Consider the following 20,344-nt stretch of genomic DNA (forward strand, 5'->3'; position numbering starts at 1 on the left):
CGTGCTTCAGACGCAGCTAGTTCTGACCGCCCTGGTCGCCGCCACCGTCGCCATATCCGGATATCGGTTCTACAGGATCCTGGCGCCCGTGTTCCGGGGGGCGCCCGTATACAGGCTCGACCATCCCGAGCAGCGTGCCGCTGGAGCCGCGGCCGATGTTGGCCTGCACAGACGGCTGTTCCGGAAACGCTATTCCGGGCTGCTCCATGCGATGCTGTTTTCCGGCTTCATCGTGCTCTTCACCGCGATCATCCAGAGCTTCGGTTCCGGATTCTTCCCTGGTTTCTCGCTGGCAGCGATCGGCGGCAACACCTGGATCGCGCTGGCGCAGGACATCTTCGCCGTGCTGATCATCGCGGCGCTGGCGCTGGCGGCGTTCCAGCGCGGCTTTCTGCGGCCGGCTCGCTTCAAGGGCTCGAATGCCATCGATGCCTGGGTGATCTACGGGCTGGTCGGCTGCGTGGTCGGCACGATGCTGCTGGAGAACGCGTTCCATATCGTGGACGCCGCAACGGCGACATCCTGGCGCCCGGTCTCCGGCGCCATAGCTTCGTTTCTTGTCGTCCTGGGCACAAGCCCGACCGTTGCGGTTGGAGGGGCCGAGCTCTTCTATTGGGCGCATATATGCGCCGTGCTTGCCTTCCTGATCTACATTCCAGGTTCCAAGCATCGCCATATGTTCCTGGCCATTCCCAACATCTATTTCCGCAACATCGGGCCAAAGGGCCTGCTCACGCCCGCCGGCTCCGAGGCTGCGGGTATTACCGACATCGATCAGTTTCACTGGAAGCACAAGCTCGACCTGGTTTCGTGCACCGAATGCGGCCGGTGCCAGGAGGCGTGCCCGGCCAGCGCCGCTGGCCTTCCGCTCAGCCCGAAGAAGCTGATCATGGATCTGCGCGATCATATGATGGACCGCGAGCGTGGCAATTGCCGGGACGTGCCGCTGATCGGCGGGGTGATCAAGGAAGAGACGCTTTGGGCGTGCACCACCTGTCGCGCCTGCATGGACGTTTGTCCCGTCCATATCGAGCCGATGACCAAGATCATCGAAATGCGTCGCAGCCTGATTGAGGAAGGCGATGTCGAGCCGATGCTGCAGGATTCGCTGGCGAGCCTGCAGCGCAACGGCAACTCCCTGGGCAAGCCGGCGCGCCAGCGCGCCAAATGGACCCGGGACCTGGACTTCAAGATCAAGGACGCGCGCGAGGAGCCTGTCGACATCCTCTGGTTCGTTGGCGATTACGCGTCCTTCGATGCCCGGGTCCAGCGCATCACGCTGAAGGTGGCGCGCGTGCTGCACGAGGCCGGAGTGGACTTCGGTATCCTCTATGACGCCGAACAGAACAGCGGCAACGATGTCCGCCGCGCCGGTGAGGAAGGCGTCTTCGAAGTGCTGGCCCGCCAGAACATCGAAGTGCTCGACGCTTGCCAATTCAACCGGATCATGACGACCGATCCGCACAGCCTGAACGCGCTTCGGCAGGAATACCGCTTCTTCGACCGCAACTACGAGGTGATCCACTATACGCAGTTGCTGCTGGAGCTTCTGGAGGCGGGCCGGCTAAAGCCTTTGGCCAACGAGGGAGGGGTCGTCACCTATCACGATCCCTGCTACCTCGGCCGCTACAATGGCGGCTTCGACGCTCCGCGCGAAATCATCCGCAAAGCGGGCTACGACCTGCATGAAATGGGCCGCTGCCGGGAGAACAGTTTCTGCTGTGGCGCCGGCGGCGGGCGTATCTGGATGGACGACAGCAAATCGGTTGAACGGCCGAGCGAGAGCCGCATCAAGGAGGCGCTGGCTCTGGGCGATGCCAGACAGTTTGTCGTGGCCTGCCCGAAGGACACGGTCATGTACACGGCGGCGGTTCAGGCGCTTGGCGTCGGCGACCGCATCACCGTGCGCGACATGATCGATCTCGTCTACCCGTCCTGATCCCGCTGGCGCCCTACCAGGACCCAGCAGGCGGCACCTTTGCCATCGAGGATAGCTCAGCAGGCGGAGAGTTCGAGCGTTAGAGCGGTTCAGCGTTTCACGGAATCGCAGAACCGCTCTAACTATTTGTTTTTACGCAATTCCGGACGGAAAACCGTTTCACACTTTTCCTGGAATTGCTCTAGATGTTTGATCCCGGGCTGGGGCATCGCCTCCGCGTACGCGCCCGTCTCGCATTCCCATCGCGCTGAAATGGCGGCTGTGGCCGGCGACAGTGCTTTCTAGCCGTGCCGGCCGGTGAAGTCGGCGGGATCAGTTTAGCCGACTTCCCAATCGCGGCGCTCGCCCCAAACCCTTTTTGCCGACTATTGGAAGCGGAGCATGAACGCGCCCGCCTCGTTCCTGTCACTGGCTTTCTGCTCGGCGTGCTCGGTTATGGGCTTCTTCCATAGGGCAACACTCCCGATTCAAAATCTGCGCCCTGGGGATTGACGCGGGTCAGTCTGAATGCTCTTATTCTCGATATTCAATAATAAGTCTCGATAAACGAGAAAAATGGGATAAGCGCTTTTACGATGGTTCAGCCTCCGATGCATGTCGGCATGACCGGCATATCCAAGACCTACGACGGCCACAGTTTCGTCGTGCGCGATCTCGACCTCGACATCGCGAAAGGTGAGTTTCTGACGCTTCTTGGACCTTCGGGCTCGGGCAAGACGACGACACTCATGATGCTCGCCGGTTTCGAATACCCGTCAGGCGGGCAAATCACGCTCGACGGGCGGCCGATCCAGGACATGCCGCCGGAAAGGCGGAACATCGGCATGGTGTTTCAGAACTACGCCCTCTTCCCGCATATGACGGTCGCTGAGAACGTTGGTTATTCATTGAGGGTGCGGGGCTTTTCCAAGGAGCAGATCGCCGCGCGCGTCGGCGGAGCGTTGGCGATGGTCCAACTTTCGAACCTTGCACAACGCAAGCCCACGGCCTTGTCGGGTGGCCAGCAACAACGGGTCGCGCTTGCTCGAGCGCTTGTCTTCGAACCCAGCCTGGTGCTGATGGATGAGCCGCTCGGCGCCCTGGACAAGAAGCTGCGCGAGGACCTGCAGCTCGAAATCCGTCGGATCGCCGACCGGCTTGACCTGACAGTCGTCTATGTGACGCACGATCAGCACGAAGCGCTGACGATGTCCGACAGGATCGCCATTTTCAACGACGGCCGCATCCAGCAAATCGGTTCAGCGCAGGATATCTATGGCCGTCCCGCCAACCGCTTCGTAGCCGAGTTCGTTGGCGACAATAACTGCCTCGATGCGAAAATCGTCTCGATCGAAGGCGATTTGGCACGCGCAAGGCTGGCCGGCGGTCAAGAAATCTGGGCACGCAGCAGCGCGCACGCAAAGGTTGATCAAGGGGCAACGATCGCCATCAGGCCCGAGAGCGTCCGCATCTCCGGGCAGGACCGCGGCGGAACGCTCAGCGGGCAGGTCAGCGACATCATCTATTGCGGCGACCAGTTCCGGATCCACGTCGAACTGCCGGGCGGGGAACGGTTGATTGCGAAGAGCTCATCATCGGCCGGAATCCAGATGGAGATGGGCAGCCCTGTCCGTCTCGACTGGGAGCCGCACGATGCCTGGGCGCTTGACGGCAGATAACACAACTGAAAATCCAGAGAGGACATCACATGTTGGGAGTGCGTTCGTTCAAACAGTCATGCCTTGTCGGGCTTGTCCTGACCGCGGCGAGTTTTCCAGCCCTGGCAGACGGCCTGACCGTCGTTTCCTGGGGTGGGGCCCTGCAGGAGGCACAGACAAAGGCTTTCCTCGATCCCTACGCGAAGGCCAAGAACATCACCGTGACCCAGGATACCTGGAGCGGCGAACTGGCCAAGCTGCGTGCCATGGTCGATAGCGGCAATGTCGCCTGGGACGTCATCGACGTCGATCCGCAAACGGGGGCGACCGCTTGCGACCAGGGACTGCTTGAGAAGATTGGTGACGACGCGGCCTTCAAGTCCGCGGGCCTCGTGGAGGGCGCCCTCACCGACTGCGCGGTGGGAACGAGCGTCTACGCCACGATCCTGGCGTTCCAGAAACAGGCATTCCCGAATGCGCCCACCAAATTGACCGACATTTTCGACACGACGACTTTCCCGGGCAAACGCGGCTTCCGCAAGAGCCCGGTGGACACGCTCGAACTCGCCTTGCTCGCGGATGGTGTGGCGGAGTCTGACATCTATGCGACCCTGGCGACGCCCGCCGGCGTTGATCGAGCCTTCAAGAAGCTCGACACAATCAAGAAGGACATCGTCTGGTGGGAGGCCGGCGCGCAGCCGCCGCAACTTCTCAAATCCGGCGAAGTGAAGATGGCGCTGGCCTGGAACGGCCGCATTGCCGATGCCAACGCCAAGGAAAACGCCGATCTTGGGGTCGCCTGGACCAATCAGATCCGCGGCTTCGACATGTGGGTCATCCCCTCCGGTTCGAAGAATCTCGCAGCCGCCAAGGAGTTCGTGGCCTTCAGCGTCAAGCCGGACGTCAACGCCGCACTGAGCAACTACATCGCCTACGGACCAACGGTAAAGGCAGCCAGCGATCTCATAGCAAAGGACGTGCTGCCGAACCTGCCGTCCGCCCCTCAGAACAGCGAGGGCGCACTGGCCCAGGACGGAGCATTCTGGGCCAAGAACGGGGACGCGCTGAACGCGCGCTTCTCCAGTTGGATTTCCCAGTAGACCGGGCGGGAGTTGTTGGATGACACTGCCATACGGCGACGTGGGCTTGGTAATGACGCAGCATGATGCCCCGACGGGAAACATCGCGTCATCGACGGCTGGTGTCGTCGTTCGGTCCTCGATCAGGAGCGACAACAACAGGAGGGCGGCTCGGGCTGCCCTTCCGGCGGCGCCGCTCCTGATCTTCCTGCTTCTGTTCCTGGTGATCCCCATAGGGTCGGTCGTTCATACGGCGATATCGGACGGAGAAATCGCCAAGGCACTGCCACTGACAACGCAGACACTTCAGTCCTGGGAAGGAGATGAGCTTCCAGCCGCTGCCATCTTCATGACGCTCGGACAGGAACTGGAAGCCGCGGGACATGTCGGATCCGTGCGCCCGCTAGCCCGTCGGCTGGGGTACGAATTGACTGGTGGGACGAGTGCCATCCTCAGTGCTCAGCGGGCGCTTTCCGAGGATTTCGATCGCGCCGATCCGAAGGCCTGGAAAGCCCAATTGATCAGGGCAGACGCGGCGTGGGGACAAAGTGGCCTCTGGAGCATCATCAAGCAACATGACAGTCACTACAGCGCTTTCTATTTACGCTGGGCGACCGGCTTTGCCGTGAAGATCGAAGCCGATGGCAGCCTGTCTCAGGAAACGAGCTATGACTTCCGGTCGATCTATCTGAGGACGATCCTGATCAGCCTTGTCGTCACGGGCCTCACGATCGTGATCGGATACCCGGTTGCGTATGTCATCGCCAATGCCAGCGGGCGAACCGCGGCGATCCTCCTGTTCTTCATTCTCCTCCCGTTCTGGACCTCGCTCCTCGTGCGGACAATGTCGTGGATAGTCTTCCTCCAGACCAATGGCGTTCTCAACAATGCGCTGGCCGGAACGGGACTGACATCCGAGCCGCTGCCCCTTCTTTATACGCGCATGGCGACAATCATCGCGATGATCCAGATCCAGTTGCCGTTTACGGTCCTGCCCATGATCAGCGTGATGCGCGCGATTCCAGCGAACCATGTAAAGGCCGCCCGCAGCCTCGGTGCAGGTCCTCTTCTGGCACATGCGACGATTTTTCTGCCGCAGGCGGTTCCGGGTATTGCCGCCGGCGGACTTCTCACCTTCGTGCTGTGCCTCGGCTTCTATCTGACACCGGCATTGGTGGGGGGACCGTCAGATCAGATGGTGAGCTTCTTCATTGCAAGGTTTACCAATGAGGATCTGAATTGGGGGCTCGCTTCGGCACTTAGTGTCGTACTCATCCTTGGAGCGGGCATTGTGGCGCTCCCCCTCGCGCGCCAGATCGCACGTCACTCATCGGATCGGATCTGACCATGGGCCGCCGCGTCTACACCGAGTTTCCCGCCTACATTCGCATACCGCTTTACGGATTTGTTGGGATCGCTCTTCTCCTGCTGGTGCTGCCGCTGGCAGTCGCCCTCCCGATTTCGTTCAATGCCGATCCGTGGTTCACCTACCCATTCCGTGCGGTGTCTCTTCGCTGGTTCGAACAGCTGTTTTCCTCGCCCCTGTGGACCGGGGCAATGATCAACAGCCTGGTGATTGCGATTTCGACCACCGTCGTTGCCACGACGCTGGGCACGCTCGCTGCAATCGGCCTCGTCAATCCACGGTTTCCTTTCCGGACGGCCGTGATGGCGCTTGCCATCTCGCCCATGATCGTTCCCGTCGTCGTGCTGGGTCTCGGCCTGTTCATTTTCTTTTCGCCGCTCGGCCTCAACTATTCCTACGCTGGCGTCGTCATTGCCCACACCATTCTTGCATCGCCCTTCGTCGTCATCACGGTCACGGCGACACTGACGCGCTTCGACTTCAACCTGATGCGGGCCGCGGCGGGTCTGGGCGCCGGCCGCGTGACGGCATTTCGAACGGTGATGCTTCCAATCATCGCGCCAGGCGTGGCCGCGGGGGCGGTCTTCGCCTTTGCCTCGTCATTCGACGAAGTGGTGATGGTCCTGTTCATTGCCGGACCTCAGCAGCGCACGCTTCCAAAGCAGATGTTCACGGGACTGCGTGAGCAACTCGATCCCACGATCCTCGCCGCGGCCGCGGTGATGATCATACTGACGAGTTGCCTGATGGCCGTAACCTACAACGCCAACAAGAATAGGTAACGTGATGCTGCACATCATGTCGCAAGAGACCGGGACGATCGGGTCGCAAGCCGGATTGTTCGCCGACGATTATCTTGAGGAGCCTTATTGGTGGTCGGCGGCGCCGCTGCCCTCCGTCAGCGAGAACATGGAACCGGCCAGGCTTGACGGCAGGGCGGACGTCGTCGTTGTTGGCGGCGGCATCACGGGCCTGGTCGCCGCGCTGCATCTGGCGCGCGAGGGTCGTGACGTTGCCGTTCTCGATGCGCAGAGGATCGGCGAGGGCGCCGCACGCCGCAATGCCGGTTTCGTTGGCCGCACGCTCAAGCGGTCCGTTGAATGGCTGACGGCAAAGTCCGGGCGCGACCACGCGGTGCGGGTCTATCGCGAGCTTGATGCCGCTCTCCGTGGCGTCCAGGCCTTCGTCGACCGCGAACGGATCGAATGCCACTACCAAACCTGCGGCCGCTTCATTGCCGCCAATTCGAACGCCCATTTTCGAGCGTTGGTCGCAGATCTCGAACAGACCCGACAGGCCGTCGGCTTTGACTATTCCGTGGTCGAGAAACATGAAGTTCGAACGGAGATCGCCTCCGACGGCTACCATGGCGGCGCGGTCATTCCAGATCTCGGTTCGATTCATCCCGGGCTTTATCACGCCGGCCTTGTCCGCAAGGCGCTCGATGCCGGCGTCAGGCTGTACCCCCTCACGAATGTCGTGGGCATCGATCATGATGCGCGTGGCAAGACCGTTCGAACGTCGAGAGGCGACATCGCCGCCCGCCATGTCATTATCGCCACCAATGGCTATACCAGCCGCGACCTCAAATGGCTTGCAAGGCGGGTCATTCCGTTCCGCGGCTTTCTGATTGCAACCGAGCTGCTGCCGCCGGAAACGATCGACAGGGTCATACCGCATCGCCGTACCTATCTCGATACCAAGATGAACATCGATTTCCTGCGCCCGGCACCCGATTCGAGCCGCCTTCTCTTCGGCGGCATGACCGGTACGGCGAGCCCGACGGCGACGCCTCTCGCCGGAGCGCTCCGCGATCGCCTGGTGAGAATTCTGCCTGATCTCAAGGGTGTCCGGCTCAGTCGGGCCTGGACCGGGCACTGCGCTGGAACTTTCGACTTCATGCCCCATATCGGCGTGAACAACGGTGTCCATTTCGCGCTCGGTTACAACTTCGCCGGCATCCCCCTGGGAACACATTTCGGGGAGAAACTTGCAACCAGAATTCTTGAACGAGGAGACCCGTCGTCCGTCTTCGACGTCGAAAAATTCCCCACGGCCCCGTTCTATGGCGGCTCTCCGTGGTTCGTGCCCTTGGCTATGCGCTATTTCGACTGGCATGATGATCGAATCGCAAAGGGCTAGAGCGCGGACATCATGGACAAGAGCACATCGAGCAAGACGGCGACGGAAAAGCCGTTGGAACGCTATGTCCGTATTCTCGAGATCGTAGCCGGCTTTCCAGACGGCATTTCGGGAACGACCGTCGGCGAAATGCTCGATTTGCCGAAAGCCTCGGCCTACAGGCTGATGAAGAGTCTGGCCGATGTTGAGTTGATCGAGCAAAGCGGCCCAAAGACGGCCACCTTCAAGCTCGGACGACGGCTGGAAAGGCTGCTCTTTTCTGGCGTCAGCGACGAATGGCTCAAGGTCGTCGCGCGGCCCACCCTCCAGGACCTGTCCGAGCAGACGGGGCAAGCCTGTTTCATCGCGCGACTTTCCGGCAATACCGTCCGCAGCGTGGACATGGTCTCGCCTGGAAATCTGGTCAGGGCCTACATCGTTCCAGGGCTTGAGATCCCGGCCCATGCCGGCGCCTCCGCCAAAGCGATCCTCGCCTTTCAGGATCCCGACTTTATCGCTTCCGTGCTTGACAGGCCATTGAAGCGGTTCACCGCAGCCACAAAAATCGACTTCGCCCAGCTTCTGGACGAGTTGGAAACCGTTCGCAAAACCGGCGTGGCATATTGCATCGGGGAGGATGTGGATGGATTTGCCGGGATCGCCGCCCCGATCAGGATCGAGGGCCAGCGTACGCTGCACAGCCTCTGCGTGACGGGAACGATCCATGGAATCCTGGAAGCCAATCGAGACCTTAACGTCTCGCTCATCAAGCGACTCGCGGAGAAACTTTCCAAGATACTTGAAAAGCAATTCCAGCTTACCGTGAAATCCAGCACTTGAACGGAAAGTAATATCTCCATTTCGAAAGCGCATGGAAATACCCATGGCGTTCGACTCAGTATTTATATTACCGATAGACGCTCGTTGATTCGAGGCTTTCGGTTCCGCCCTGGTATTTTTCTAAACAGGACTGTTCTAGCGTAATCTTTTCAGCGCGAAATCGGCGTCTATGTCGATTTTATATTGACACGAAACGCGCGCTCGGCTTACTTTCTCGTAAATTGATTTATTGTATCGATTATCGAGAAAGGCAATTCAATGACTGCGATCGACTGGCGGCTGGCCGCCTCCAACCTCGCCCTGCGCGGACAATCATTCATAGACGGCAGGTTCGTCGACGCTGTGTCCGGTGGCGTGTTCGGCGCCATCAACCCCGCCAACGGGACAACGCTGACCCAGGTCGCGTCCTGCGACGCGGCGGATGTCGACTTGGCGGTACGTTCCGCGCGGAGGGCTTTCGACTCTGGTTCCTGGTCGCGGCGTTCGCCGAGCGAGCGCAAGAAAGTGCTGCAGCGGTTCGCCGAGCTGATGCATCAACACGGTGATGAACTGGCCTTGCTTGAGACCCTGAACATGGGCAAGCCGATCTCCGATGCACGGTCCATCGACGTCCCGGGATCGGCCAATACCATCGCTTGGTACGCCGAGGCGATCGACAAGATCTACGACGAGATCGCGCCGACCGGCAGCGGCGCACTGGGCATGATCACGCGCGAGCCCGTAGGCGTTGTGGCAGCGGTCGTTCCATGGAATTTTCCATTGCTGATGGCATGCTGGAAACTTGGACCGGCACTTGCGGCGGGCAATTCAGTCATCCTCAAGCCAGCCGAGCAGTCGCCGCTTTCCGCCATTCGGCTCGCGGAGCTCGCGGCGGAAGCCGGCATTCCGGATGGCGTTTTCAACGTGGTTACCGGCCTTGGCGAGACCGCGGGCAAGGCGCTTGGCTTGCACATGGATGTCGATGCGGTGACGTTCACCGGCTCGACTGAAGTCGGCAAGCTCTTCATGAGCTATTCTGCCCAGTCGAACATGAAGCGCATCGCGCTCGAATGCGGCGGCAAGACCCCGCATATCGTCATGGCCGATTGTGGCAACCTCGATGAAGCCGCGACGGCGGCGGCCTATGGCATCTTTTTCAACCAGGGTGAAGTCTGCAACGCCGGCTCGCGCCTGCTGGTCGACGCCAAGATCAAGGATGTGTTCCTGGAGAAGGTTATCGCCGTCGGGAAAACGCTTACCGTTGGCGATCCGCTTGATGCCGCCACGAAGCTTGGCGCCATGGTCAGCCAGGACCAGATGGACCGTGTGCTCGACTACATCGACATCGGTGCCAGGGAAGGCGCCGAGCTCAAGTCCGGCGGCAAGCGTGTCCTCGGCGAGACCGGTGGCTACTACATCGAACCGACCGTCTTCGACAATGTCAGCAACAAGATGAGGATTGCGCAGGAGGAGATCTTCGGTCCCGTCCTTGCCACAATCTCCTTCTCCGGAGCTGAAGAAGCAGTCGCGCTCGCCAACGACACGATCTACGGCCTTGCCGCCGCGGTGTGGACCGACAACATCGACGTCGCGCTGTCCACCGCCCGCCGGCTAAGAGCGGGTTCGGTCTGGGTCAACAATTTCGACGAGAGCAACATCACGATGCCCTTCGGCGGCTACAAGCAGTCGGGCTTCGGACGGGACAAATCGCTGCATGCGATCGACAAATACACCGAGCTCAAGGCAACCTGGATCAAGATCCGCGCCTAGAGCCGGATCATCCCCCCCTGACCAAGCACGTCTCCTCGCCCTATGATGCGAGGTACAGAAAGAGCCACGCATGCGGGATCCACGCTTCGATATCCTGTTCGAGCCGGTACAGATCGGACCTGTTGTCGCCCGCAACCGATTCTACCAGACACCTCACTGCAACGGCATGGGCAATTTGCGACCGCAAGCCCATGCCGCGATGCGCGGCATCAAGGCGGAAGGCGGATGGGCGGTGGTCAACACCGAGCATTGCTCGGTTCATCCCTCTGGCGACCTAATGCCGGAGGTTCTGCAGATGCTGTGGGATGATGGCGACATTCCACCGCTCGCCTTGATGGTCGAAGCGGTCCACGAGCACGGCTCGCTCGCCGGCGTCCAACTTGCCTATCCCGCCTACTACAACGCCAATCGCATGACCCGCGAGGTGCCGCTCGGCCCGATGGACCGACCCGTCAGCGGACACCATCCGGTCCAGGTTCGCGCCATGGACAAGTCCGACATCAAGGCGCTGCTGGGTTGGTGGAAGGCCGCGGCGCAGCGTGCGCGCAAGGCCGGCTTCGACATCCTCAATGTCGACGGCAATTTTTCCACCATCGCCTTCCAATTCATCTCGCCCCGCAATCAACGAACCGACGAATATGGCGGCTCGCTGAAGAACCGGGTCCGCCTGCTGAAGGAGTTGATCGAGGCGACGCGAGAGGGCGGCGGCGATGCCTGCGCTGTCAGCGTACGCCTGATCATTGATGAGCTGTTTGGCCCCGAGGGACTTCGTGTCGCGGAGGAAGGGATCGAGGCGATCAGCCTGCTCGCCGAACTGCCGGACCTGTGGGATCTCGTGGTGGGAACCTGGGCGGACGATTCACCGACCTCGCGCTTCGCATCGGAGAACGACCATGAGCCGTTCATGGCCGGGATCAAGGGCGTCACCACCAGGCCGGTCGTGGGTGTAGGGCGCTTCACTTCGCCTGACACGATGGCGAGCCTGATCCGTCGCGGCGTGCTTGACATGATTGGCGCCGCGCGCCCGTCGATCGCGGATCCCTTCCTGCCGAAGAAGATCGAGGAGGGTCGCTACGAGGACATCCGCGAGTGCATCGGCTGCAATATCTGCGTGTCGAGCCACTTTGCCATGACGAACCTGCGCTGCACGCAGAATCCGACGATGGGCGAGGAATGGCGGCGCGGCTGGCACCCCGAACGAATTTCCGCCAAATCAAGCGATGCGACCGTGCTCGTGGTCGGCGGCGGACCGGCGGGCCTCGAATGCGCCCGGGCCCTCGGGCAGCGCGGCTACCAGGTAACCCTGGCCGAGAGGCGGAGCCGTCTCGGTGGCCGCGTGACCCTTGAAGGCGAACTGCCGGGCCTGCGTGAATGGCTGAGGGTTCGAGACTGGCGCATCACGCAGATCGACAAGCTCCCGAATGTCGGGGTCTATCTCGAAAGCGATCTCGGATTGGCCGAAATTCTCGAATTCGATGCCGACGAGGTCGTGCTGGCGACGGGGTCGCAATGGCGTGCCGATGGCGTCGGACGCGCGGCCTTCAAGCCGATTGCGCTGTCGGCCAGCCTGCCCGTGTTCACACCCGACGACATCATGCGCGGCGATCTCCCGTCGGGCCGCGTCATCGTCTATGACGACGACCACTACTACATGGGCGCCGTGATCGCCGAAAAGCTGGCGCTTGCCGGCAACGACGTTACATTGCTCACGCCGGCGGCCGACATCTCCTCCTTCACCATCAACACGCTTGAAAACATCCGCACGGCCAAGCGGCTCCATGAGCGCGGCGTCGGGATGGTTACGCATATGGCGCTGGCCGGCACCCGAGACAACCTGGCCCTCTTCGTCGATGCGCGAACCGGGGCCACGGCGCACAAGGAGGCCGACGCCCTTGTCCTCGTCACGGCTCGGCTGCCGCGCAACGAGCTGTTTGAAGCACTGACCGCGCGTCTTGATCAGGGCAATGCAGGCCGCCTGCGCCGCGTCTCGCGCATCGGGGATTGCGAAGCGCCCGCCGCGATTTATGCCGCCGTATACTCAGGCCACCGTTTTGCTCGAGAATTCGAGAGCGGCAACCCGACGTTGCGTCGCGAGCGGATCAACCTTGCCACCTAGAACCAAGCGATGAGTGTTCTCATGTCAGCACCAGCGACACCGAATTCCGAAAAGCTCTATGCCCGCGCCCGCGAGGTCATGCCTGGCGGAAACACCCGTACGACTGTCTATCGAAAACCACATCAGATCTATGCCTGGCGCGGCGATGGGTGCCGGATCACCGATGTCGATTGCCATGTCCGGATCGACGCCTTGGGAAACTTCACCTCTCTGATCCATGGCTATGGCAACCGCCAGATACTCGAGGCGGCCACACGGCAGCTTGAAGCCGGCACGTGTTTCGGCATGCCCACCGAGAGCGAGATCCGGCTGTCGGAAATACTGTGCGACCGTCTGTCGTCCGTCGAGCGGCTTCGCTACACAAATTCCGGCACGGAAGCGGTGATGAATGCGATCAAGGCCGCGCGCGCCTATACCGGCAGGCCGAAGATTGCAAAATGCGAGGGCGCCTACCACGGGACCTATGACCCGGCCGAGACAAGTCAGGACGCCAGTCCCGCTACCTGGGGCGATATCGACAGGCCGGGATCCGTGCCGACCGCCAAAGGGACACCCCAGGGGGTGCTCGACGATGTCATCGTCATTCCCTTCAACAACACCCCGGTCGCCGAGGCCATTCTGCGCGCCAGCGGCAACAGCCTTGCCGCCGTGCTCGTTGATGTCATGCCCAACCGCGCCGGTCTTGTCCCGGCAAAGCCCGAATACCTGGCGATGCTGCGCCGCGTCACGCGCGAACTCGGAGCCTTGCTGATCCTCGACGAGGTCATCACGTTTCGCCTTGGCTACAATGGCGCACAAGGCCGTTTCGACATCGACCCGGACCTTACCACGCTCGGCAAGATTATCGGCGGCGGCTTTGCGATCGGCGCCATCGGCGGCCGTGCGGAGGTGATGTCGGTGTTCGATCCGAGCAAGGGCCAGCCCGCGGTGCCGCATGGCGGCACCTTCAGTGCCAATCCCATGTCGATGTCGGCCGGGATAGCCGCTCTTGAAGAATTGACGCCCCCTGTGTTCGAGAAGCTCGAGGCGCTCGGCGATCGCTTCGATCAGGGTGTTCGCGCCTGTTTCACCCGGCACGGGATCAGGGGACAGGTGACAGGACTGGGCTCGCTGCGCCGTGTCCACCTGACGGACGCGCCGTTGAGCGACTATCGCTCCACGTTCGCCGCGGCCGATGGCGGCGCGCGGGTTGCGGCTCTCGCCAAGGCATTGTTCGACCAGGGCGTGATCATTGCAGGCAATGGGCTGATGGCGTTCTCCACCGTCATGGAAGACGCGGATATCGACGAAATAGTGCGGGCCTTCGACCGAGCGTTGCCGGCATTCGCATGACGATCAGCGGCAAGGAAACCTCCGGACAGCCAAGGAGCAGCGTATGAAAAGACAAAGGGTCGACGTGACCAACAACTGGGGAGCGGCTATCGGCTATTCCCGGGCCGTCCGCGCCGGAAACACCATTGTCGTATCGGGCACCTCTGCCTCTGGACCCAACGGCATACTTCACCCCGGTGATGCGGAAAGGCAAACCATCGAGGTGCTGGACCGCATCGGCGCGGCGCTACGCCAACTCGACGCCTCGATCGAGGATGTCGTCGAGACGCGTATCTTCCTGCGCGATATGAAGGATTGGGAAGCCGTCGGCAGGGCCCATGGCGCCGTGTTTGGTGACATTCGACCGGCAACGACGATGGTTCAGGCGGGGGCGCTCATCGACGACGGCCTGCTCGTCGAGATCGCCGCCACGGCTATCCTTGCAAGCTGAAAGAAATCATATGTCCAGGGACACCATCATTACCTGCGCCGTGACCGGCAGCCTCACGCGACTGGAAGACAATGAAAATTTGCCGGTCACGCCGGAACAGATCGCGGACTCGGCACTCGAGGCGGTCGATGCGGGCGCGGCAATCCTGCATCTTCATGTCCGCCATCCCGACGGTCGACCGTCGATGGAGCTTGATCACTATCGCGAACTCGTTCGCCTGATCCGCGCCAAGAACACGGAGGTGATCCTGAACATCACCACTGGACCTGGCGGCCGGTTCCAGCCCGGCGAGGAAGATCCCAAGATCGCCGGACCCCGGACGAATTTCGTCACAGCCGAACGCCGCGTCGAGCACATACGCGATCTGCGGCCCGACATCTGCACCCTGGACCTCAACACGATGACGTTCGGCAGCGAGGTCGTCATTAACACCCCGCCCAACGTCAAGAAGATGGCTGAGATCATCTACGACTGTGGGGTCCGGCCGGAGTTCGAGCTTTTCGACAGCGGAGATATCAATCTCCTCAACGACTTTCTCGCAAGCGGCGTGTTTCGCGGCCCGCCGCTCGTAAGCCTTGTGCTTGGTGTGAAATACGGCTTCGCGACGACGCCGGAGACAATGATGTTCGCCCGCAACATGTTGCCACGGGATGCCATCTGGACAGGCTTCGGCATTGGCCGCGCCGCTTACCCGATGCTCATGCAATCCCACCTGCTCGGCGGGCATGTGCGGATAGGCATGGAGGACACGATCCGGATGTCGCGGACTGAACTGGTGAAGAGCAATGCCGAGCTCGTCGAGAAAGCGAAATGGCTCCTGGAAGGGCTCGGCGCCACGATTGCCAGCCCGGCGTCAGCACGATCGCAGCTTGCTTTGAAGGCCTAGAAGTTCTGCAGGATGTCATCTATCGGCAGGCGATGGTGGACCGGATAGCCAATTGCACAATCCACCGTTTCCTTGCCGGCCGTTGTGGCCGACGGAGAAACATCATGGGACTTTCACACTACGATCTTGGTCACGTCATCGGCGATGCATTCGGGCAGCATGCAGATTTCCTTGCTCAGCAGAAATGCAACCCGGCCGTATTGAGATAAACGGCATAAAGCGAGCTGTCGGCAGTGATGAACAGGCGATTTCGATGAGGTCCGCCAAAGCACACGTTGGCGACAGTCTCCGGGACAAGAATCTTGCCAAGAAGCGTACCGTCCGACGCAAAGCAATGAACGCCATCGCCAGCCGACACCCATAAATTGCCGTCAACATCGATACGAAACCCGTCAGGGATGCCGGGATCGATCTCGGCAAAGACGCTGCCACCTGAAAGGCGGCCGTTTTCGTTCACATCGAAGCGGCGGATATGGTGCGGCTTGTCCCAGCCATGGGAACGGCCGCTGTCGGCGACGTAGAGATGTGTCTCGTCCGGGGAAAAGGCAAGGCCGTTCGGCTTGTCGAAGTCGCCGGCAACCACCGATAGCGCACCTGACTTGGGGTCAAGGCGGTAGACGTTCCAGGCTCCGATCTCGCTGGGTGCCTTGTAGCCCTCATAATTGCTCAGGATGCCGTAGGGCGGATCGGTAAACCAGACAGTATCGTCAGATCTGACCACCACATCGTTGGGCGAATTGAGACGCTTTCCCTCGAACCGATCGGCCAGGACGGTGATGCTGCCATCATATTCGGTACGCGTGACGCGCCGTTCCCCATGTTCGCAGCTGACGAGGCGTCCCTGCCGATCGCGCGTATTGCCGTTGGAAAAATTCGACGGATAGCGGAAAGTGGAAACATCACCCGTTACTTCATCCCACTTCAGCATCCTGTTGTTGGGAATGTCGCTGAAGAGCAGAAAGCGCCCATCGGCGAAATACACGGGCCCTTCGGCCCAGCGCGTTCCGGCGTGAAGTTTTTCGAGTTTGCACAACGGGATGATGAAATCGTGGAAGCGACGATCAAGAACCTCGTAGTATGTCATCTTCAGGTGCCTTGCTTGCTGGGTTGCCTTGCCGATCAGCCGGTTCCTTCGGGCTTGCACATGGCCCGACAGAGCGTTTCAACGTCGCGCAAACGCCTGCGCAGCTCGCGCTCGGCCCCGTCGGCATTATGGGCAATGAAGGCCTGATAGCCGCGACCGGCGCATCCCCTCGCAGCGCTGAGCGCCTCGGGGTGCTGGAGAGATGCATGACGCCTCATTGACAGGTCCGCCAACAGCTCAGATGTCCTTGTTCTTGCCAGTGAGACCGTGAATCAGCAGCATGACCAGGATGATCGCGCCGAAGATCATCTCGCGCGCGGCAGCGGGCATCTGCATCACCGAAAGGATCGACGACAGAAGCGTGATGAAGATCGCGCCGGCGAAGGTGCCGACATAGTTCCCCCGACCGCCTTGAATGGAGGTTCCCCCGACCACCACAGCCGAGATGACCGGCATGAGATAGGGGTCTCCCATGCCCTGATAGGCCTGGTTGGTGTAGCCCAGCAGCAGGATAGCGCCGAAACTGGAAAACGCTCCGGCAAGAACAAAGGTTGCTACTGTCACCAGGCGGACCCGCGCCCCGGCAAGGAACACCGCACGTCGCGAATTGCCCAGTGCATAGAGGTAGTTGCCATAGACGGTACGCCGGAGCACCCAGACCGTGATCACGGCCACTCCCAGCCATACGAGAAAGGCGTTGGGGATGCCGAAGGTCCGTCCGATCGCCGCCTGTGTCGCCAGCCAGGGGACCTCACCGTTGGGACGGCTGTTGCCGGTATAGAAAACCGTGGCGCCAAGCAGCATGGCGTTCACCGCCAGCGTCCAGACCATCGCGGGTACGCGAAAGATCGCGACACCGATGGCGTTCAAGAGCCCAATAACCATGCCAAAGCAGAGGCCTAGTGGAATTGCCAGGCTGGCGATCACGGGATTGGAACTGCCAGTGGCCGAGATGACAACAATCGCCGTGCCTGTGATCGTCCAGGGCACCGAAAGGTCGATCTCGCCAAGCAGGATCACCAGCATGGCACCGGTGGCGATGATACCAAGAAAGGCGGCGATCTGAAGCTGTTGCAGAATGTAGCTGGGCTTCAGGAAGCCGGGATACAATAGCGAACCACCCAAGAGCAGGGCGACGCAGCCCAGCCCAATCAGCAGGACGGACACATGGTCCCGGCTTAACCAGCGGCGAGATTTGTGGGGCGCAGCGCGTCGTGCGGTTGCATCAGTCATCAGCGGTACAACTCAAGCCGGCTGCGCACCCGGAAGACGCCGAGCGCGCCCAGTGCAATTGCAGTTGCGAGGATCAATCCCTCGAAGAAGGGCTGCGCCAATGGTGGCAGCCCGGAGAAGAACATCAACGACGAGATTGTCTTGAGGATCAAAGCGCCGATAACGGCGCCGATGGGGTTGCCGACGCCACCGCTCAGCGCCACTCCGCCCAGCACGATGGCGCCGATCGAATTCAGCGTGTAGGACGGCGCGATATTGGGATCGCCAGTAAGCGTGACCATGCTGACATAGATGCCGGCAAGAGCCGCGATGAAGCCGCTGCTCCCGTAGGCGATGAGCTTGAGCCGGTTTACGCGAAGGCCGGTCATGTAAGCCGACTGTTCAGACGATCCGACAGCATAGAGGCCGAGGCCGAGGGCCGACCGGCGCAGAAAGACCATCAGTGCGACAAGAACGACGACAAGAATCATCGCCGAGACCGGAACGTCCGCCACTGCATAGGTGAGCGCGTCCGACATCGTCTCATCGATGCTGCCTCCGGGCGTAGGCCGCAAAAGCAGAGCGATGCCGCCGAAGATGCCACCCGTCGCAAGGGTGGCGACGATTGGCTGCACCCGGCCATAGACAACCGCGATCCCGTTCACCAACCCGCAGGCCACCCCGACGGCCAACACTGCAACCATCCCAAGGGCGATCGAGGTCGGAGATCCGTTTAGAAGGAACGACGCCACCACGTTGGTCAGTGCGATAATAGATCCTACCGACAGGTCGATTCCCTTGACCAGAACCACAAAGAACTGAGCGATCGCGGCAAGACCAAGCAGTGCCCCCTGGTTCGACCAGATTGTAACAACATAGGTTGAAAAGCCGCGCGGATGGACGGCCATGTAGCCGGCGAAAAGCACGACCAGCGCGAGCGCGGCAATCGCTTCCTTGGCATTTTGGCGAAGCCAGGACATCATGCTCGGGCCTCAGCGTGAAGGTGCACGTTCATCGAGGCGGCGATGAGTGCATCGGCGGACAGGGTATCGCCCTTTAGTTCCCTGGCCACACTGCCCCGGTAGAAGACATAGACCCGATCGCACAAGTGGATAAGTTCCTCATAGTCGGTCGATTGCAGGATCACGGCCATTCCCTCGGCCGCCAGGTCAGTGAGCAGCCTGTAGATCTGCGCCTTGGTCGGCAGGTCGATGCCGCGCGTCGGGTCCATCAGCAGCAGACATTTGGGCGACAGAACCAGCCATTTGGCCAGCACCACCTTCTGCTGGTTGCCGCCTGAAAGCGTCGAGACGGGATCATCGAGCGAACCGTAGGTCAATGCCAGCCGTTCGATCAGGCCTTGAAGCCGGGCCTCGTTGCCGCCGTTCAGGTCGAGCAGGCCGAAGGGCGCGCGCCCAAGAACTGCCAAGCGCAGGTTTTGCGCTACCGACATGCCGGGGATCAGCCCCTCGGTCTTGCGATCCTCGGGCACGAGCGCCAGACCGACATCGGATTGTTTCACCCTCGGCGGCTGCAAACCGTTCAGTCGCTTGCCATTCAGCGTGATGCGGCCCGTCACTCCGCGCAGCACGCCGAAGACCGCATGCATGATCTGCTGCTGGCCCTGGGCATCCAAACCGCCGAGCCCGACGATCTCGCCGGCGCGAGCGGCGATCGATACGTCGACAAGCTGGTTTTGCCAACTGACGTTGGACACATCCAGAACGGTCGGCGCCGCGTCGGGCACGGGCGGGCGGCGCGGCGGAAACAGCTCCTCCAGCGAGCGGCCGATCATCAGGCCCACGATCTCATCGGTCGTGCGCGCGCCAACGTCGAATGTCTCGATATGCTTGCCGTTGCGGAAGACGGATATGCGGTCGGCGATGGCGTCGACCTCGTGCATGCGATGCGAGATGAAAAGGATAGCGACGCCCTGCTCCTTCAGCATTCTGAGGACACCGAACACCGTCTCGACGAGCTCGCTGGTCAACGCCGAGGTCGCCTCGTCAAGGATAAGAAGCTTGGGCTTGCGGAACACGGCCTTGGCGATTTCCACAAGCTGGCGTTCGGACAGCGACAGGCCAGAGACCCGGGCGCCGAGCGGGATCGACTTGGCCCCTACCAGATCCAGCGCCGCGCGCGCCTCACGATAAACACCGCGCTGCATCAATCCCATCCGGGTGCGGGGCGCGGCGAGCACGATATTGTCGCCGACCGAAAGGTGCGGCATCAGCGACAGTTCCTGGAACATGCAGACCGTGCCCTGTTCTGCCGCCTCGCGCGGCGAGGAAAAGTGCACCGTCTGCCCGCCAATGGAGATCGTTCCCGTATCCGGCTGGATGACACCGGCCAACAATTTCATCAGCGTTGATTTGCCGGCGCCATTTTCGCCGAGAATGGCGTGCACGCGTCCTGGCTCGCAGCGGAAATCCACCATGGTCAACGCTGGAACGCCACCATAGGATTTCGACACCGATTTCAGTTCAACATAGCGGTCGGCCATGCGCGCTCCCTGCCGTCGACCTGGCCGGCGCAGACGCCGGCCAGGGTCAT

The 20,344-nt window shown here is 61.2% G+C and carries 16 protein-coding genes; 12 read left to right on the top strand and 4 right to left on the bottom strand.

From position 1 onward, the window contains the following. Position 1: 1 nt before the first annotated feature. The 12 genes from MesoLj_RS08745 (at position 2) to MesoLj_RS08800 (ending at position 15,495) form a co-directional block, all read left to right on the top strand. Complete coding sequence (locus MesoLj_RS08745; RefSeq protein WP_202325748.1) at positions 2–1,939, top strand: (Fe-S)-binding protein; 1,938 nt, start codon at positions 2–4, stop codon at positions 1,937–1,939. A gap of 590 nt (positions 1,940–2,529) precedes the next feature. Then, positions 2,530–3,597, top strand: coding sequence for an ABC transporter ATP-binding protein (locus tag MesoLj_RS08750; protein ID WP_244735327.1), 1,068 nt, complete (start codon positions 2,530–2,532; stop codon positions 3,595–3,597). 29 nt (positions 3,598–3,626) lie between these two features. Next, positions 3,627–4,676 (top strand): ABC transporter substrate-binding protein, encoded by a 1,050-nt coding sequence (locus MesoLj_RS08755; RefSeq protein WP_202325750.1) that lies wholly within the window; start codon positions 3,627–3,629, stop codon positions 4,674–4,676. A 19-nt stretch (positions 4,677–4,695) separates the two neighbouring features. Further along, the gene (locus MesoLj_RS08760; protein ID WP_202325751.1) at positions 4,696–6,000 is read left to right on the top strand and encodes an ABC transporter permease; all 1,305 of its coding nucleotides are present in this window, start codon (positions 4,696–4,698) and stop codon (positions 5,998–6,000) included. Between the two features lie 2 nt (positions 6,001–6,002). Beyond that, on the top strand, positions 6,003–6,803 hold the full coding sequence (locus MesoLj_RS08765) for an ABC transporter permease (protein ID WP_202325752.1): 801 nt from the start codon (positions 6,003–6,005) through the stop codon (positions 6,801–6,803). 4 nt (positions 6,804–6,807) lie between these two features. Continuing rightward, positions 6,808–8,163, top strand: coding sequence for an NAD(P)/FAD-dependent oxidoreductase (locus tag MesoLj_RS08770; RefSeq protein WP_202327219.1), 1,356 nt, complete (start codon positions 6,808–6,810; stop codon positions 8,161–8,163). Between the two features lie 12 nt (positions 8,164–8,175). Continuing rightward, positions 8,176–8,982 carry an IclR family transcriptional regulator gene (locus MesoLj_RS08775; RefSeq protein ID WP_202325753.1) on the top strand — a complete coding sequence of 269 codons (807 nt, stop codon included), beginning with the start codon at positions 8,176–8,178 and terminating at the stop codon, positions 8,980–8,982. Between the two features lie 258 nt (positions 8,983–9,240). Then, positions 9,241–10,731 carry an aldehyde dehydrogenase gene (locus MesoLj_RS08780; protein WP_202325754.1) on the top strand — a complete coding sequence of 497 codons (1,491 nt, stop codon included), beginning with the start codon at positions 9,241–9,243 and terminating at the stop codon, positions 10,729–10,731. Positions 10,732–10,801: 70 nt separating this feature from the next. After that, a complete protein-coding gene (locus MesoLj_RS08785) occupies positions 10,802–12,847 on the top strand; it encodes an oxidoreductase (protein ID WP_202325755.1) in 2,046 nt (681 codons plus the stop codon). Positions 12,848–12,868: 21 nt separating this feature from the next. Beyond that, entirely contained in the window at positions 12,869–14,179 is a 1,311-nt protein-coding gene (locus MesoLj_RS08790; protein ID WP_202325756.1) for an aspartate aminotransferase family protein, read from the top strand. Between the two features lie 43 nt (positions 14,180–14,222). Continuing rightward, positions 14,223–14,609: a RidA family protein gene (locus MesoLj_RS08795; protein ID WP_202325757.1), complete on the top strand. Its 387-nt coding sequence runs from the start codon at positions 14,223–14,225 to the stop codon at positions 14,607–14,609. Between the two features lie 10 nt (positions 14,610–14,619). After that, entirely contained in the window at positions 14,620–15,495 is an 876-nt protein-coding gene (locus MesoLj_RS08800; RefSeq protein ID WP_202325758.1) for a 3-keto-5-aminohexanoate cleavage protein, read from the top strand. 175 nt (positions 15,496–15,670) lie between these two features. Here MesoLj_RS08800 and MesoLj_RS08805 read toward each other — a convergent pair whose 3' ends face one another. The 4 genes from MesoLj_RS08805 to MesoLj_RS08820 form a co-directional block, all read right to left on the bottom strand. Next, complete coding sequence (locus tag MesoLj_RS08805; protein WP_140772437.1) at positions 15,671–16,579, bottom strand: SMP-30/gluconolactonase/LRE family protein; 909 nt, start codon at positions 16,577–16,579, stop codon at positions 15,671–15,673. Positions 16,580–16,816: 237 nt separating this feature from the next. Then, positions 16,817–17,746: an ABC transporter permease gene (locus MesoLj_RS08810; RefSeq protein WP_244735329.1), complete on the bottom strand. Its 930-nt coding sequence runs from the start codon at positions 17,744–17,746 to the stop codon at positions 16,817–16,819. Between the two features lie 65 nt (positions 17,747–17,811). After that, entirely contained in the window at positions 17,812–18,774 is a 963-nt protein-coding gene (locus MesoLj_RS08815) for an ABC transporter permease (RefSeq protein ID WP_140772433.1), read from the bottom strand. Next, the gene (locus MesoLj_RS08820) at positions 18,771–20,294 is read right to left on the bottom strand and encodes a sugar ABC transporter ATP-binding protein (RefSeq protein WP_140772432.1); all 1,524 of its coding nucleotides are present in this window, start codon (positions 20,292–20,294) and stop codon (positions 18,771–18,773) included. Before MesoLj_RS08820 ends, MesoLj_RS08815 begins: the two co-directional genes overlap by 4 nt. Between the last annotated feature and the right edge of the window lie 50 nt (positions 20,295–20,344).

This window comes from Mesorhizobium sp. 113-3-9, assembly GCF_016756515.1.
Lineage (GTDB): Bacteria > Pseudomonadota > Alphaproteobacteria > Rhizobiales > Rhizobiaceae > Mesorhizobium.